A 14,917-nucleotide genomic window follows, 5' to 3' on the forward strand; every position below is an offset into this window, starting at 1 on the left:
ACCTCCCTTGACTTCGGTTGACCGGTCGGTAAGTTGCCGGTGGACAGGAAGGGCAGTGATGTCAACTGCGTCGAGCTGTACGGGACTTACGCGCACGGTGCGGGAGCGCTCGGCCGCCGCGGACGGGAGGACGCCCTGATGCCCGCGATGCCCGCGATGCCCACGATGCCCGCACGGTCCTGGTGGGGCTGGGGCACCGATGCCGCCCAGCTCGGCCCCGAGGAGACGGCCGCCCTGGTCGGCCGGGTCGCGGCGCTGCTGCCCGGTCACGACCTGACCGACCACCCGCCGCCGGACCCGCTCACGCTCGGCGTCCCGAAGCCCCGGGTCACGCCGCCGCCCGCGCTCGCGGACCTCTGCTCCGCCGACCCGGTCGACCGGCTCGGCCACGCGCGCGGCAAGGCGTTCCGGGACGTCGTGCGGAACCTGCACGGGGACATCGCCCACGTTCCCGACCTCGTGCTCCGGCCGCGCACCGAGCAGGACGTGGTCGACGTCCTCGACTGGTGCACGGCGACCGGGACCCCGGTCGTCCCGTACGGCGGCGGAAGTTCGGTCGTCGGCGGGGTCGAACCGCGCTTCGACACACCCGCCGTCACCCTCGACCTGGAGCGGCTCGACCAGGTCATCGACGTCGACCCGGTGAGCCGCGCGGCACGGATCCAGGCCGGGGTCTACGGCCCGGCGCTCGAAGCGCGACTGCGGCCGCACGGGCTGACGCTGCGGCACTTCCCGCAGTCCTTCGAGTTCTCCACGCTCGGCGGCTGGCTCGCCACCCGCGCGGGCGGCCACTTCGCCACCCTCGCCACCCACATCGACGACCTCACCGAGTCCCTCCGCGTCGTCTCACCGGCCGGGGTCGGCGAGTCCCGGCGCCTGCCCGGTTCCGGAGCGGGCCCCTCCGCGGACCGGATGTTCCTCGGCTCCGAGGGCTCGCTCGGCGTGATCACCGAGGCCTGGATGCGGCTCCAGGACCGGCCGGTCTGGCAGCAGACCGGCACCGTCGGCTTCGACACGTACGACGACGCGGTCGCCGCCACCCGGGCGATCGCCCAGGCCGGCCTCCACCCCTCCAACTGCCGGCTCCTCGACCCCGCCGAAGCCCTCATGAACGCCGCCACGACCACCTCGGGCGGCCTGCTCCTGATCGGCTTCGAGTCCGCCGACCATCCGGTCGACGCCTGGCTCGACCGCGCCCTCGAACTGGTCCGCGACCACCGCGGCACCGTGCTCGCCCGCCGGGACCGCTCGAAGGGCACACCGGAGGAACGAGCCGGGGACGCGGCGCAGGCCTGGCGCTCGGCCTTCCTGCGGATGCCCTACCAGCGCGACGCCCTCGCCCGCCGCTCGCTGATCGTGGAGACCTTCGAGACCGCCTGCACCTGGGACGCCTTTCCCGCCTTCCACGCCGAGGTCACCGCCGCCGCGCAGCGGGCGATCGCCGAGGTCTGCGCCGGGCAGGGCCTCGTGACCTGCCGGTTCACCCACGTCTACGCGGACGGCCCGGCGCCGTACTACGGCATCTTCGCGGCCGGACGCTGGGGCAGCACGGTGGCCCAATGGGACGAGATCAAGGCCGCCGTCTCCGCCGCGATCAGCGCGAGCGGCGGCACGATCACCCACCACCACGCCGTCGGCCGCGATCACCGCCCCTGGTACGACGAGCAGCGCCCCGAGCCGTTCCACCAGGCACTGCGCGCGGCGAAGTCCGCGCTCGACCCGGCCGGCATCCTCAACCCCGGGGTGATCGTGTGACTCCGCGCGGAGTCTGAGCCGGACGACTTCCGTGGCTTTGATGCCGGTGAAGACGGCCGTTGAAGCCGGTGACGTCGGCGCGCAGCGGCCAGTGCTCGGGTGCGGCCCCGGCCTTCGGGGTGGGGTGACCGGTGTCCTGCGGGATGTCCGTGACACCGGTCGGGGAGTCGAGGCCATCGCCGCGCGGTGGGCCGCCCCCCGGCACCGGCTCAGCGTCCGCGCAGCGGAGGTCTCCCTCGTGGCGGCCTGACGTCGCGGCAGGCCGTCGTGGCCTGCCGCCGCCCGTCACTCGCCCCCGGACCCGGAAGGGAACGCCGCAGGCCTGCGCAGCAGCCACTGCCCGAACGTCCGGCGCGGGGGCCGCACCACCACATTGCCGTGGGCCTTCTGGCCGACCAGCTCCACGCGGAGCCTGGTCGGCGTGCCCGGGGGCTTGCGCATGCGGCGGCGTCGGAGCTTGCAGTGCACCAGGGTCAGGCCGTCCACGTCGACCTCGATGCCCGGCCCGGTGATCAGCGTCAGGCTCTTGCCCGCCATGGCCACGTCGATCCGCACCGTGTCCTGGGTGATCACCGCCTCGGTGAAGTCCAGCGTCACGTCGCACCAGGTCACCGCCAGCTCAAGCCGCCGCGGCAGCACCCAGCGCCCCGTACGCTCCACGGCGCCGCTGAAGACCTGCTCGATCCGGACGACGTCCTTGGGTTCCGCGACCGCCGCGGCGGCACCGCTCACCGCGGGCAAGTCTGCGGTGAGTACGGCCAGTTCGCCCAGGGTCCGCGCCGACAGGGCGACTTCCAGGCGCTCGTCCAACTCGTCCGCGCTCAGCAGGCCGTCCCCCGCCGCGATCCGCAGGACGTCCACCACCCGGTCCCGGTCCGCGTGCGAGGCTCGCAGCGCGGGCGACGAGCCGGGAGCGGGCTGCTTCCCCGTGGGTGAGATCTCTCCCGACATGCTTCCTTCCAGGTCCCTTCGAACGTCTCCGCGCGGCGTGGCGCACCCATCAGGCTAACGCTATATCGCGATAGAAGTCCCTCCCCGGTGCCGGGAAACGGTTCAAGTCCCCTGCCCGTACGAGGCGTTGGCCGCGGTCGTCCGCGGAGCCGGAGACGCCCGGAGCGCCGAGAGCCCGGCGCGCCCAACCCGCGACGGTGTCTGCGGGCTGTGGTGCGCCGGGCTCTGCGGGCTACCGGACCTCAGGTCACATCGGGTCCTTCGGACCCTCCGGGACCTCAGGTCACATCGGGTCCTTCGGACCCTCCGGCATGGAGCCGCGCGCCTTGCGGGCACGCTCCTCGGCCTTTCCGCGGACCTTCTTCGCCTCGCCGCGGGCCTGATCGGCCTTGCCCTCGAATTCCTGCTTGCGGTCGCCGGTGACCTTGCCGGCTACTTCCTTGGCCTTGCCCTTTGCCTTGTCCATGCCGCCCTTGTCGGCCATGGTTCCTCCTCGTCCGGAAACAGAGTCCGGGATGTTCGTCGGAAGCTTGCGGATCCAACGTAGGACGGGTCGGCCGATCGCACACTTCAGGAAGTCACTGTCCGTGGTGGGCGGTTCGGCGCGCGGGGCGCGGGCTCGCTCAGTGACCGCCCTGCGAGCCCCGCAGGAAGCGGGCGGCGGCGGTCCGAACGGTGGCCGCCGTCGCGTCCGGGACCGGATCGGTCACGGCGACCCGGGCGAACGGGGCGGCCGCCGCGTGCAGGTCGACACAGATCACCGGCCCCGACCGGGGGCGGAGCGCGACGAAGTCCTTGGTGCCGGACACGTCCCGTACGCCGATGCAGAGCGCGTCGGGGATCCACGTCCCCCGGCCCTGCGTGCCGCGCAGCACCCGCCACCAGGAAGGGTCCGCCGTAACCTGCTCGACCGCCCCGAGCGGTACGTGGACGTCGCCGCGGCGCGCCGCGAGCTTCTCCCACCAGGACAGCCGGACGATCAGCTCGCCCTTCCGGACCACCAACCGCGCCATGGCCGTCACACCCTCCGCTCGGCGTTCCGCCCGCATGACCAGGATATTCCGCGCCGTGACACTCGGGTCGTTCCGAGCGGATACTTCCCATACGCTGGATTAGTTCCGTTTCCTACCTCTTCTCCTTTCTTCTCTCTTTTCTTCTCTTCCCTCTCTTCACCTTCCCTCTTCCCTGCTCTCTCCCGCCCTCTGTCGCGGTGGAACGGAGGATTCCGTGGTTCTGGTGGCAGCGGATGTGATCGGCGCCCCGTGCTGGTTGAGCCTCGTGGCACGTGACCGCGAGGCCGCGGAGCGCTTCTACGGTGCGGTGCTCGGCTGGACGTTCCGGCAAGGGGGCATGTTCGGCCGGGCCTTCTCGCTGGCGGAGGACGAAGGCGTTCCGGTGGCCGGGATCGGCGCGGTGGCCGGGGAGTTCGCCGTACCGGTGGTGTGGACGCCGTACTTCGCCGTCGACGAGGCCGACGCCGCGGTCGCGCGGGTGCGCGAGCGCGGAGGCACGGTCGGCGTGGGGCCGGTCACCTACCCCGCCGGCGGGCGGGCGGCCCTGGTGACCGACCGGGAGGGCGCCGTCTTCGGCATCTGGGACGGGGACGTCCTGTCCGAGTGGACCATCGGCGCGGAGCGCTCGCCCGCCTGGATCGAACTCCACGCCCGCAACGCCTTCGACTCGGCGATCTTCTACGGAGAGGTCCTCGGCTGGGGCGAGGGCGACGGCGACAGCAGCTGCGCCACCTCGTACGAGGAGGACCAGGTGGTGCTCCGGCGGCAGGGGCGCCCGGTCGCCCGCATGAACAGCGGCCCCGTGGAACAGGCGGCGCCGAAACCGCAGCTCCGGCCCCGCTGGCTGGTCCACTTCAGGGTCGAGGACCTGGACGAGGCGGTGTCCCGCGCCCTGGAGCACGGCGGCAGCACGCTCCCCGACGCGGACTGGGTCGACGGCCCCACCCGGCAGGTGACCGTGCGGGACCCCGACGGCGCCCTGTTCACCCTGGACCAGGCGACGGACGCCGACTGAGGCCCCTCCCGACAGCGCTTACCAGCAAGGGAGTTGGGAGCCGGGCACGAGGTCGCTCCGGGGCATGGGCCGGGTGCGACGCCTACGCCGAGCCGCTTCTCGAATGCCCTGGAAGAACTTCGCCACTCCCTGCGCCGCGATGCCACCGACCACGGAACGGCCCCGCGCCGTAAGGCAGTTGAGGTAGTCACAAACCCGAGCGCACGACGGCCACCGGGCAGTGCGCGTGGTGGAGGAGTGCCTGGCTGACCGAGCCGAGCAGCAGTCCGGTGAACCCGCCGTGTCCGCGAGCGCCGACCACGACCAGCTGGGCCCGGCCGCTCGCCTCGATCAGCACGGGTCGCGTACGGCCCCGGACCAGGCTCGGGCGCACGGCCACGTCCGGGTAGTGCCCGCGGAGCCCGGCGAGCGCCTCGGCGAGCAGCCGTTCCTCCGTCGCCCGCAACTCGTCGATGTCACCGAGCACTTCGAGCACGTCCACCGGGCTGCCCGGCACCATCTCACCGTGGTCGCTCCAGGTGGTCCACGCGTGCAGCGCCTCAAGCCCGGCGCCCCGCAGCGAGGCCTCGGCGAACGCGAAGGACAGCGCCCCGCGCCCCTGCGGCGAACCGTCCACGGCCACGAGCACCGGACCGTCCCGCACCTCCGTGCCGCGTACGACAAGGACCGGGCAGTGGGCGTGCGCGGCCAGCTGGACGGCCGTCGACCCGAGCAGCAGTTGGGCGAAGCCGCCCGTGCCCCGGTGGCCAAGCACCACCAGCTGGGCCGTGCGCGACTCCGCCTCCAGGGTGCCCACCGCCGCACCGGCGATCACCGCGTGCCGCGTCACCACCCCGGGAGCCGCGCGCCGGGCCCGGACTGTGGCCTCGGCCAGGAGCGCCTCGACCGATTCCTGGACGCCGCCGCTGGGCGGGCCGAGGACCGACGGGCCGGGCGGTACGTGCATCGCGGGCCACAGGAAGGCGTGCACGACCCGCAGCTCCGTGTCCCGCAGGAGCGCCTCCCGGGCCGCCGCTTCCACCGCGGCCCACGCCGACGCGGAGCCGTCGACCCCGACCACCACCGGAGCGGAGCTCACCACGCCTCTCCTTCACCGCCGTACGTGCCCTCTTCCCAGCTTCGTACGAGCGGTGGGCCCGCGCACCCGAGCGCGCCCGGCCCCCGCACCCGATCGCGCCCGGCCCCGCACGCGAGCACGCCCGCCGCTCCCTCCATGGCGTCCGGCCGCGCCGGAAGGGGCGGTGTGCCGCAGACTGTTGTAAAGGGCCGGCGCGCCGTCGGCTCCGGGGATGGTGGCCGGTGTGCTCGAAGTCCCGCTCTGGCTATGGGGTGCGTTCGCCGCGACCGTGGTGGTGTCGTTGGCGGTCGATCTGCTGGCCCACCGCAGCGCACATGTCATCGGATTCAAGGAAGCCGCCGCCTGGAGCGGACTCTGGGTCGGCCTCGCGCTGATCTTCGGCGGCATCGTCTTCCTCGTACTCGGTACGACGGCGGGGACCGAGTACACGACCGCCTGGCTGCTCGAGAAGAGCCTGTCGGTGGACAACCTGTTCGTCTTCGCCGTGATCTTCGCCTACTTCAAGGTGCCCCGCGCCTACCAGCACCGCGTCCTGTTCTTCGGCGTCATGGGCGCGCTCGTGTTCCGCGCCGTGTTCCTCTCCCTCGGCGTGGCCGTGGTCAGCAGGTTCACCGCCGTGCTCTACGCGTTCGCCGCCGTCCTCTTCTACAGCACGTACAAGCTGCTCAGGGAGGAAGAGGAGTTCGATCCCGGCCGCAGCTTCGCGGTCCGCGCCCTGCGGAAGATCGTCCCCGTAAGCGACGAGTACGCCGGTGCGAAGTTCTTCGTGAAAGAGGCCGGTAAACGTGTGGCCACACCGCTGCTCGCGGTGATCGCGGCCATCGAGGCGGCCGACCTGATCTTCGCCGTCGACAGCGTCCCGGCGGTTCTCGCCGTCAGCGACGACGCGTTCATCGTCTACACCAGCAACGCCTTCGCGATCCTCGGCCTGCGCGCGCTGTACTTCCTGCTCTCGGGCCTGCTCGACCGCTTCCACTACCTCAACACCGGGCTCGCGATCATCCTGTCCTTCATCGGCGTCAAACTGATCCTTCAGGCCTCGCACAAGCTGATCAGCCCGGCCATCCCGGAGATTCCGTCCCCGGTGAGCCTCGCGGTCATCGTCGTCGTCCTGGCCGTGTCCATCGTCCTCAGCATCCGCCGACCGCCCGCACGGGCCCCAGATTCCGGCGATTCGGACTAACATTAAAAAATGGGTAAAGAACAGCATGAGACGGGTCCGCAGGGCGAACTGCTGTGCCCGGTCTGCAAGCAGCACGTGGACTTGATCGTCAAGAGGCGCCACAAGACTCTCGGCGCCTACGTACCCGTCTGGGCGGCGGGTCCCTGCCACAACCCCGACTGCCCCGAGTACTTGGAGCCGCACGAGCACGCGGAACTCACGCAGCAGGCGCAGCAGGCGCAGCAGGCGATGCGCGCGGAGCAGGCGGCGCGCGGGGAACGGGGTGAGCCGCAGAAGAACGGCTGACCCGCGCCAGGCGGTCGTCGCCGTCGAGCACGACAGGACCTGCCCCGACGCGGCGACGCAGGGCTGCTGCGCGCCGTCCGCCGGAGCCGGGGCTCGTCCCGGGCATGCCCACGCGGCCGAGGCGGGGGGCTGCGAGGCGGCCCGCGCCTGCTGTTCCGACTGACTCGGGCTCTGGCGGCGGTGCTTGCCGTCCGATGCGAACGAGGCGTGCGCGAGGGGTTGACGCGCTGGAAGCCGGACGCGACTGTGTTGCGCATTAAGCGCACTGTTGCGTGTAACGCAATTTGAGATGCGCTTCGAGAGACCCCGGCACCCCTCCCGGAAGGCTTCGGATGAGCAACGCGACGACGGAGAAGAAGAGTGCGGTCGGGGCGCGGTCGGACCCCGCGGTCCTCTATCTGTCCGTGACGCTGGCGGCCCTGTTCGTGGCCTGGGGGGTCTTCTTCACCGACAACCTCGCCCGCGTCGCGGACGCGACCCTGGGCCGGATCATCGAGAACTTCGGCTGGCTCTTCGTCCTGGCCATCGCCGGATTCGTCCTCCTCGCCGTCTCTCTGGCCCTGAGCCGGTTCGGCGACATCCGGCTCGGAAAGGACCACGAACGACCGGAGTTCCGTACCGCCTCCTGGGTCGCGATGATGTTCAGCGCCGGCATGGGCATCGGCCTGATGTTCTACGGGGCGAGCGAACCGGTCATGCACGTCTCCAGCCCGCCGCCCGGCACCGCCGAGGCGGGCACGCGGCAGGCGGCCCGAGTGGCCCTGGAGTACTCGTACTTCCACTGGGCGATCCACCCGTGGGCGCTGTACGGGGTCGCGGGGCTCGTGCTCGCGTACTTCGGATTCCGCAAGGGCGGCAGCAACCTGATCAGCTGCGCCTTCCGGCCGCTGATCGGTGACCGGGTGGACGGGCCCGTGGGCAAGTCGATCGACATCCTCGCGATCTTCGCCACGCTCTTCGGCTCCGCCGTGTCCCTCGGCCTGGGGGCGATGCAGATCAACAGCGGGCTCGACGCGGTCTGGGGCATCCGGAGTTCCACCGCCCTCGCCGTCTCGATCATCGCCGTGCTGACCGTGCTGTTCGTGCTCTCCGCGCTGTCCGGCGTGCACCGCGGCATCCAGTGGCTCAGCAACGGCAACATGGTGCTCGCCGGTGTCCTCCTCGCGTTCGTCTTCGTCGCGGGTCCCACGGTGTTCATCCTCAACAGCCAGACCGAGGCGCTCGGTGGCTATCTGGCCTCGCTCCCGGAGATGAGCTTCAGGACGGGAGCCTTCGGCGGCGGCGAATGGCTCTCGGGCTGGACCGTCTTCTACTGGGCGTGGTGGATCTCGTGGACGCCGTTCGTGGGCATGTTCATCGCCCGCATCTCGCGCGGCCGCACGATCCGGCAGTTCATCTTCGGAGTGATCCTCGCGCCGAGCCTGGTGAGCGTCGTGTGGTTCGCGGTCCTCGGCGGTACGGCGATGAACCAGGAGTTGCACGGCGCCCGACTGTCCGAGGCCGTCGCCACGGGGGAGGAGGCGGGCCTGTTCGCCACGCTCGCCAACCTGCCCTGGTTCCCGGTCACTTCCGTGGCCGTGATCATCCTGGTCGGCCTGTTCTTCGTCAGCGGGGCGGACGCCGCGTCCCTGGTGCTCGCGACGCTCTCCTGCCGGGGCAGCGCGAACCCCAGCCGGGTCGTCGTGATCCTCTGGGGCGCGCTGACCGGCCTGGTCGCCGCGGTCCTGCTGCTCGCGGGCGGCCTTGAGGCGGTCAAACAGGTGGCTGTCATCGCGGCCTTCCCGTTCCTGTTCGTGATGATCGGCATGTGCGTCTCGCTGGTGAAGGCCCTGCGTGCCGAGCCGCGCCGCGAGCGGTCCCCGGAACCGGCGGGAGTGGAGGAGGGCGACGAGCAGCCCGACGACAAGGCCGACGACAAGCCCGACGACAAGGCCGACGACAAGCCCGGCGAGCAGCCCGCCCCTGTCGCGACCGGGGTCCTGGCGGGCTCCCGCACGGACGACTGAGCGCCCGGCCGCAACGGACGGTCGAGCCCGAACACCCCGCCACCAGCGGGGAGTTCGGGCTCGACCGTCGTTCCGCCCCTCCGCTCACCAGGGACTTCCGCGTACGCCCGCACGGGGTCGCTCCGGGTGCCCCGATCTGCCTTGACACGGGGTGGAGCCGCCTCCAGACTTGTTGCGTAAAGTGCACAGCGTTTCTCAATGTGCAACAACCAGTGCCACAACCAGTGCAACAACCTGCATGGTTGAACCCGCCACCCGCGCACACCTGCCGGAGGTTCCGCATGAACACCGTGGCCGTCGTCGGCGCCTCGCTCGCCGGACTCTCCGCCGCCCGCGCCCTGCGCGCCCAGGGCTACGACAGGCGCCTCGTCCTCATCGGGGACGAGACCCACCGCCCCTACGACCGCCCGCCGCTGTCGAAGGAGTTCCTCAAGGGCTCGATGGACGAGGCCGACCTCTCCCTGGAGTCGGACGACGAGGACCTCGGCATCGAGTGGATCCTCGGCACCCGTGCGGACGGCCTCGACCTCGGCGGGCGTACGGTCCGGCTCGCCGACGGGCGCGGCGTGCGGGCCGACGGCGTGGTCCTGGCCACCGGCTCGTCCGCACGCAGGCTTCCCGGCGGCGAGGGCCTCGCGGGCGTGCACGTCCTGCGCACCCTCGAAGACGCCCGGGCGCTGCGCGACGACCTGGCGCGGGGTGGTCGGCTCGTGGTCGTCGGCGGTGGCTTTGTCGGGGCCGAAGTGGCCTCCACCGCACGGCAGTTGGGGCTCGACGTCACGTACGTCGTGTCCGGTCCCGCGCCCCTGGCAGGCCCGCTCGGACCGGCCATGGCGGAAGCCCTCGTCGGTGTGCACGGCGACCACGGGGTGCGCGTGCTGTGCGGCACCGGGGTGCGCGGCGTGACCGGTGGCGAGCGGGTGGACGCGGTCCTCCTGGAGGACGGCCGCAGTATCCCGGCCGACATCGTCGTCGCCGGTATCGGGGCGACTCCCGGCACCGACTGGCTCGTCGGCTCGGGCGTGGAACTCTGGAACGGCGTGCTCTGCGGCGCCGACGGCACGACCAACGTCCCGGAGGTCGTCGCGGTCGGGGACTGCGCGGCCTGGTACGAGCCGGCCCTCGGCGCGCACCGCCGGATCGAGCACTGGACCGGCGCCAACGAGCGACCGGCCGCCGCCGTGGCCGCGCTGCTCTCCGGAGGCACGGCGTCCATCGCCCCGCCGCGCCCGCCCTACTTCTGGTCCGACCAGTACGGCGTGCGGATCCAGTTCGCCGGGCACGGCGCGCACGCCGACAGCGTGGCGATCGAGGACGGCAGCCCCGACGACCGCAGCTTCCTCGCGGTCTACCGGCGGGCGGGCGCACCCGTCGCGGTCCTCGGGGTGAACCGGGCCAAGCAGTTCACCCGTTGGCGGCGACAGCTCGCCACCGCGGTCGCGGGAGCCGGGCTGGTGTGAGCACGGCGGCGGCGCCCCGTCGCACGTCGATACCCCCGCTGCCGACGCGCGGGGGTATCGACGTGTGACGGGGCGCGGTCAGCGGAAGACCACGGTGCGGTTGTCGTTGATCATGACGCGGCTCTGGCTGTGCCACTTCACGGCGCGGGCGAGGACCTGGGCTTCGACGTCCCTGCCGAGCGCGACCAGGGCCGCGGAGTTCTGCGCGTGGTTCACGCGGGTCACGTCCTGCTCGATGATGGGGCCCTCGTCGAGGTCGGGCGTGACGTAGTGCGCGGTGGCCCCGATGAGCTTGACGCCGCGGTCGTGGGCCTGGACGTACGGCCGTGCGCCCTTGAAGCTCGGCAGGAACGAGTGGTGGATGTTGATCGCCCGCCCCTCCAACTGCTTGCAGAGGTCGTTCGACAGGATCTGCATGTAGCGGGCCAGGACCACCAGGTCGATCTCCAACTCGCCGACAAGTGCGAGGAGTTGTGCCTCGGCGTCCGCCTTGGTCTCGCGCGTCACCGGGATGTGGTGGAACGGGATCCCGTAGCTCTGCGCGAGGGGTTCGAAGTCCCGGTGGTTGGAGACGATCGCCGGCACCTCGATGTTGAGCGCGCCGGTGCTCTGCCGGAAGAGCAGGTCGTTCAGGCAGTGGCCGAACTTCGACACCATGATCAGTGTGCGCGTCGGCGTCGCAGTGGAGTGCAACTGCCAGGAGATCCCGTACGCCTCGGCCACCGGGCCGAAGCCGGAGCGCAGCCGCTCCAGTGACGTGCGCGGATCCGAGACGTCGAAGTGGACGCGCATGAAGAAGCGGTCCTGTTGCCGGTCGTCGAACTGCTGGCTCTCCTGGATGTTCCCCGAGTGCTGGACGAGGAAGCCGGTGACAGCGTGGACGAGTCCGGCCCGATCGGGGCACGAGAGGGTCAGGACGTACTCGCCGCCGGGGTTCGGGCGCAGGGACACAGGGGCCTCCTAAGATGCGTAATGCGCAACGCCGTGTTTCATACGCAACATGCTCACGGCCCTGCGGTGTCGCGGTCAAGAGCCTTCGCCAACCTTGGCCCGCAAGGAGCTCACGTGCCGAGCTACCCTTTCCTCCACCGGCATTGGCTCTGCGGAACGCGTCCCTGGTCATCGAGTCCACGCCCTTGACACAGCCATGGGGTCGCTGCACTGTTTGTTGCGTAACTCGATGTGTAGTGCGTATTAAGCAACAAGCAGCACCAGTTTCTGCAACACCCTCCTTGGTGACAGGAAAGGTGACCCCACATGAGCGCGAACATCCTGGACGGCCGTGCCACCGCGGCCGCCATCCGCGCCGAACTCGCCGGGCGCGTCGCCGCCTTGGCCGAGCGCGGCGTCGTACCCGGACTCGGCACGGTGCTGGTCGGCGACGACCCCGGCAGTCGCGCGTACGTGGGCGGCAAGCACCGCGACTGCGCACAGGTCGGCATCGCCTCGATCCGCCGGGAGCTCCCCGCCGACGCCACCCAGGCGCAGGTGGAGCAGGTCGTCGACGAGCTCAACGCCGACCCGTCGTGCACCGGCTACATCGTCCAACTGCCCCTGCCGCGCGGGCTCGACGCCAATGCCGTCCTGGAGCGGATGGACCCGGCGAAGGACGCGGACGGCCTCCACCCGGTGAACCTGGGCCGGCTCGTCCTGGGCGTCGACGGTCCGCTGCCCTGCACGCCGAGGGGCATCGTCGAACTGCTCCGGCGCCACGACGTCGCCCTCGCCGGCGCGCGCGTCTGCGTGATCGGCCGTGGCGTCACCGTGGGACGGCCCATCGGACTGCTGCTGACCCGCAGGTCGGAGAACGCGACGGTGACGCTGTGCCACACGGGGACCAAGGCCCTCGCCCAGCACGTGCGCGAGGCAGACGTCGTCGTCGCGGCGGCCGGTTCTCCCGGTCTGATCACCCCCGAGATGGTCAGGCCCGGCGCCGCGGTCCTGGACGTCGGCATCACCCGCACCGACGAAGGGCTGCTCGGCGACGTGCACCCGGACGTCGCCACGGTGGCCGACTGGGTCGCGCCGATGCCCGGCGGCGTCGGCCCCATGACCCGCGCGATGCTGCTCGCCAACGTCGTGGAGGCGGCCGAACACGCCGCCGGACTCGCTGCCTGAGTCCTCGCAGAGAACTTCTCAACCGCCCGTCCAAGCTGCGCCTTTGAGGTGAACGATGACCAGTGCCGGACTTCCGGAGAGCCTGATCCCGACTCTCCCCGGCGAGCACTACACGGACCCGGAGATCTTCCGGCTCGAGCAGGAGCGCATCTTCGAGACGATGTGGTTCTGCGCCGCCCGCTCCTCGGACCTGGGCAGGCCCGGCGCGTACAAGACCGTGGACGTCGGACGCGAGAGCGTGCTGCTGACCCGGTCCCGGGACAACTCCGTACGCGCCTTCTTCAACGTGTGCCGGCACCGGGGCGCGAAGCTGTGCACCGAGGAGTCGGGTGAGGTGCGGCGCTCGTTCCAGTGCCCGTACCACGCCTGGACGTACGACTTCGAGGGCAAGCTCGTCGCGGCGCCGAACCTGACGAGGATGCCGGACGTGGGCCGCACCGACTACGGCCTGGCGAAGGTGTCGGTGCGGGAGTGGCTCGGCTATGTGTGGGTGTGCCTGGCCGAGGACCCGCCGTCGTTCGAGGCGTCGGTGATCCAGGACGTGGTGGCGCGCCTGGGGGACGCCGAGTCCATCGGCGGGTACGACATCGAGAACCTGGAGGTCGGCGAGCGGATCGTCTACGACGTCAAGGCGAACTGGAAGCTGATCATCGAGAACTTCATGGAGTGCTACCACTGCGCGACGATCCACCCCGAACTCACCGAGGTGCTGCCGGAGTTCGCCGACGGCTTCGCCGCGCAGTACTTCGTGGGACACGGCGCGGAGTTCGGCGACGACGTCAAGGGCTTCACCGTCGACGGCTCCGAGGGCCTGGACCGCATCCCCGGGGTCTCCGATGACCAGGACCGGCGGTACTACGCGATCACCGTGCGGCCGCAGGTGTTCATCAACCTGGTGCCCGACCACGTGATCTTCCACCGGATGTACCCCGTGGCCGCGGACCGGACCGTCGTGGAGTGCGACTGGCTCTACCTGCCGCACGTCCTGGAGAGCGGCAAGGACGTCAGCCGTTCCGTGGAGCTGTTCGACCGCGTCAACCGCCAGGACTTTGACGCCTGCGAACGCTGCCAGCCTGCGATGAGCTCCCGTATGTACGCCAAGGGCGGCGTCCTGGTGCCCAGTGAGCACCACATCGGCGAGTTCCACGAGTGGGTCCAGGAACGCGTCGCCGGACAGTAGCGGCTACGGGTGTACCGGGTGTACCGGGTGTACCGGGTGTACGGAGGCGGAGTCCGCGGCCCGGAGGACCATCAGCGAGTCCTCCTGGGCCGCCACCAGGGCGAAGGGGAACCGGTCGAGTTCGAGGCAGAGCGCGACATCGTCGGGGTGGGCCCCTTGCCGTACCCCCTCCGTCAACTCCGTGGCGGTGCGGGACGTGGCGGCGCGGCGGAGGAACGGAGCCGCGTCCGTCACCGTCTCGTCGGCCCGCCCGGCAATGTACCGCGCGCACGCCAGGTCCTCGTCGGCCCGCCCGCCCTCACCGGTGACCACGAACGTGACCTCGTCGCAGCCCCGGGCGCGCAGGATCCGGGCCGTCGCCTCCGCCACCACGAAGCCGGCGCACAGCACAAGCGACGCCTCCTTGACCGCGAGAGCGCCGACCGTCCCCGCCGTCGTCTTCTGCACCACAGTCCGTCCGCCGAGGTCGGTCGAGCGCAGCAGGCCCGGCGAGTTGACGGCGTCGAACCCCGGCGCGGCCGGACCGTCCTTGAGCGCCACCCAGTCCGGGTGCCGGGCCTTGAGCGCCAGGGCCTCGTCGAGGGACGCGGCGAGCACGATCTTCTCCGCCCCCTGCGCGAAGGCCCAGGCGGCCACCGTGCAGGCACGCATGACGTCGACCACGACCGCGATGGACGGGGGTGCGGTCAACTCGTCGATGGCAAGGAAGCGGGCGTCCATCGGGTCATGATCGCGCATGCCGGAGCCCGACCGCCCGCACAGTGGCGGGCCCCACATCAACACATGAGGGACAAGGCGAGCCTGAGGTGCGGCATCAGCTCCTCCCGGTCAGGGTCTCGCTGACCGCAGCCCGGACACTCGGCGCCGACAGGC

General features: G+C 71.2%; 14 protein-coding genes. 8 read left to right on the plus strand and 6 right to left on the minus strand.

The features are described 5' to 3' along the window. The first annotated feature begins 147 nt into the window (after positions 1-147). A complete protein-coding gene (locus tag QIT00_RS11300; RefSeq protein WP_408909757.1) occupies positions 148-1,755 on the plus strand; it encodes an FAD-binding oxidoreductase in 1,608 nt (535 codons plus the stop codon). Between the two features lie 285 nt (positions 1,756-2,040). On the opposite strand, the gene QIT00_RS11305 is transcribed toward QIT00_RS11300, so the two are convergent. From QIT00_RS11305 to QIT00_RS11315, 3 genes are all read right to left on the minus strand, one after another. Further along, complete coding sequence (locus tag QIT00_RS11305) at positions 2,041-2,706, minus strand: DUF1707 SHOCT-like domain-containing protein (RefSeq protein ID WP_282535044.1); 666 nt, start codon at positions 2,704-2,706, stop codon at positions 2,041-2,043. 283 nt (positions 2,707-2,989) lie between these two features. Beyond that, on the minus strand, positions 2,990-3,190 hold the full coding sequence (locus QIT00_RS11310; protein WP_282535045.1) for a CsbD family protein: 201 nt from the start codon (positions 3,188-3,190) through the stop codon (positions 2,990-2,992). Positions 3,191-3,329: 139 nt separating this feature from the next. Continuing rightward, positions 3,330-3,719, minus strand: a complete 390-nt coding sequence (locus QIT00_RS11315; protein WP_282535046.1) for a hypothetical protein — start codon at positions 3,717-3,719, stop codon at positions 3,330-3,332. Between the two features lie 214 nt (positions 3,720-3,933). Here QIT00_RS11315 and QIT00_RS11320 point away from each other — a divergent pair, with 214 nt between their 5' ends. Then, positions 3,934-4,734, plus strand: coding sequence for a VOC family protein (locus tag QIT00_RS11320; RefSeq protein WP_282535047.1), 801 nt, complete (start codon positions 3,934-3,936; stop codon positions 4,732-4,734). Between the two features lie 187 nt (positions 4,735-4,921). On the opposite strand, the gene QIT00_RS11325 is transcribed toward QIT00_RS11320, so the two are convergent. Next, complete coding sequence (locus QIT00_RS11325) at positions 4,922-5,812, minus strand: universal stress protein (protein ID WP_282535048.1); 891 nt, start codon at positions 5,810-5,812, stop codon at positions 4,922-4,924. A gap of 211 nt (positions 5,813-6,023) precedes the next feature. Here QIT00_RS11325 and QIT00_RS11330 point away from each other — a divergent pair, with 211 nt between their 5' ends. The 4 genes from QIT00_RS11330 (at position 6,024) to QIT00_RS11345 (ending at position 10,746) form a co-directional block, all read left to right on the plus strand. Then, on the plus strand, positions 6,024-6,995 hold the full coding sequence (locus QIT00_RS11330; protein ID WP_282535049.1) for a TerC family protein: 972 nt from the start codon (positions 6,024-6,026) through the stop codon (positions 6,993-6,995). Positions 6,996-7,004: 9 nt separating this feature from the next. Then, positions 7,005-7,280, plus strand: a complete 276-nt coding sequence (locus QIT00_RS11335) for a hypothetical protein (protein WP_282535050.1) — start codon at positions 7,005-7,007, stop codon at positions 7,278-7,280. 332 nt (positions 7,281-7,612) lie between these two features. Further along, positions 7,613-9,286, plus strand: coding sequence for a BCCT family transporter (locus tag QIT00_RS11340; protein ID WP_282535051.1), 1,674 nt, complete (start codon positions 7,613-7,615; stop codon positions 9,284-9,286). A gap of 281 nt (positions 9,287-9,567) precedes the next feature. After that, positions 9,568-10,746, plus strand: a complete 1,179-nt coding sequence (locus tag QIT00_RS11345) for an NAD(P)/FAD-dependent oxidoreductase (protein ID WP_282535052.1) — start codon at positions 9,568-9,570, stop codon at positions 10,744-10,746. Positions 10,747-10,824: 78 nt separating this feature from the next. Here QIT00_RS11345 and purU read toward each other — a convergent pair whose 3' ends face one another. Next, complete coding sequence (gene purU, locus QIT00_RS11350) at positions 10,825-11,697, minus strand: formyltetrahydrofolate deformylase (protein WP_282535053.1); 873 nt, start codon at positions 11,695-11,697, stop codon at positions 10,825-10,827. Positions 11,698-12,003: 306 nt separating this feature from the next. Between purU and QIT00_RS11355 the strand changes: the two genes are divergently transcribed. Together QIT00_RS11355 and QIT00_RS11360 are read left to right on the plus strand one after the other, a co-directional pair. Continuing rightward, complete coding sequence (locus QIT00_RS11355) at positions 12,004-12,864, plus strand: bifunctional methylenetetrahydrofolate dehydrogenase/methenyltetrahydrofolate cyclohydrolase (RefSeq protein WP_282535054.1); 861 nt, start codon at positions 12,004-12,006, stop codon at positions 12,862-12,864. A 55-nt stretch (positions 12,865-12,919) separates the two neighbouring features. Continuing rightward, positions 12,920-14,044, plus strand: coding sequence for an aromatic ring-hydroxylating oxygenase subunit alpha (locus tag QIT00_RS11360; RefSeq protein ID WP_282535055.1), 1,125 nt, complete (start codon positions 12,920-12,922; stop codon positions 14,042-14,044). Between the two features lie 3 nt (positions 14,045-14,047). Here the strand turns inward: QIT00_RS11360 and QIT00_RS11365 are convergent, their stop codons facing one another. Then, on the minus strand, positions 14,048-14,764 hold the full coding sequence (locus QIT00_RS11365) for a 2-phosphosulfolactate phosphatase (protein WP_282535056.1): 717 nt from the start codon (positions 14,762-14,764) through the stop codon (positions 14,048-14,050). Between the last annotated feature and the right edge of the window lie 153 nt (positions 14,765-14,917).

This window comes from Streptomyces luteolus, assembly GCF_029968015.1.
In the GTDB taxonomy this organism is placed as follows: domain Bacteria; phylum Actinomycetota; class Actinomycetes; order Streptomycetales; family Streptomycetaceae; genus Streptomyces; species Streptomyces luteolus.

Excerpts from the sequence above, each read along its gene's own strand:
- QIT00_RS11335 (WP_282535050.1), top strand. The coding sequence starts at position 7,005 with ATGGGTAAAGAACAGCATGAGACGGGTCCGCAGGGCGAACTGCTGTGC.
- QIT00_RS11365 (WP_282535056.1), bottom strand. The coding sequence starts at position 14,764 with ATGGACGCCCGCTTCCTTGCCATCGACGAGTTGACCGCACCCCCGTCC.
- QIT00_RS11330 (WP_282535049.1), top strand. The coding sequence starts at position 6,024 with ATGGTGGCCGGTGTGCTCGAAGTCCCGCTCTGGCTATGGGGTGCGTTC.
- QIT00_RS11310 (WP_282535045.1), bottom strand. The coding sequence starts at position 3,190 with ATGGCCGACAAGGGCGGCATGGACAAGGCAAAGGGCAAGGCCAAGGAA.
- QIT00_RS11305 (WP_282535044.1), bottom strand. The coding sequence starts at position 2,706 with ATGTCGGGAGAGATCTCACCCACGGGGAAGCAGCCCGCTCCCGGCTCG.
- QIT00_RS11300 (WP_408909757.1), top strand. The coding sequence starts at position 148 with ATGCCCGCGATGCCCACGATGCCCGCACGGTCCTGGTGGGGCTGGGGC.
- QIT00_RS11345 (WP_282535052.1), top strand. The coding sequence starts at position 9,568 with ATGAACACCGTGGCCGTCGTCGGCGCCTCGCTCGCCGGACTCTCCGCC.
- QIT00_RS11355 (WP_282535054.1), top strand. The coding sequence starts at position 12,004 with ATGAGCGCGAACATCCTGGACGGCCGTGCCACCGCGGCCGCCATCCGC.
- QIT00_RS11360 (WP_282535055.1), top strand. The coding sequence starts at position 12,920 with ATGACCAGTGCCGGACTTCCGGAGAGCCTGATCCCGACTCTCCCCGGC.
- QIT00_RS11315 (WP_282535046.1), bottom strand. The coding sequence starts at position 3,719 with ATGGCGCGGTTGGTGGTCCGGAAGGGCGAGCTGATCGTCCGGCTGTCC.
- QIT00_RS11340 (WP_282535051.1), top strand. The coding sequence starts at position 7,613 with ATGAGCAACGCGACGACGGAGAAGAAGAGTGCGGTCGGGGCGCGGTCG.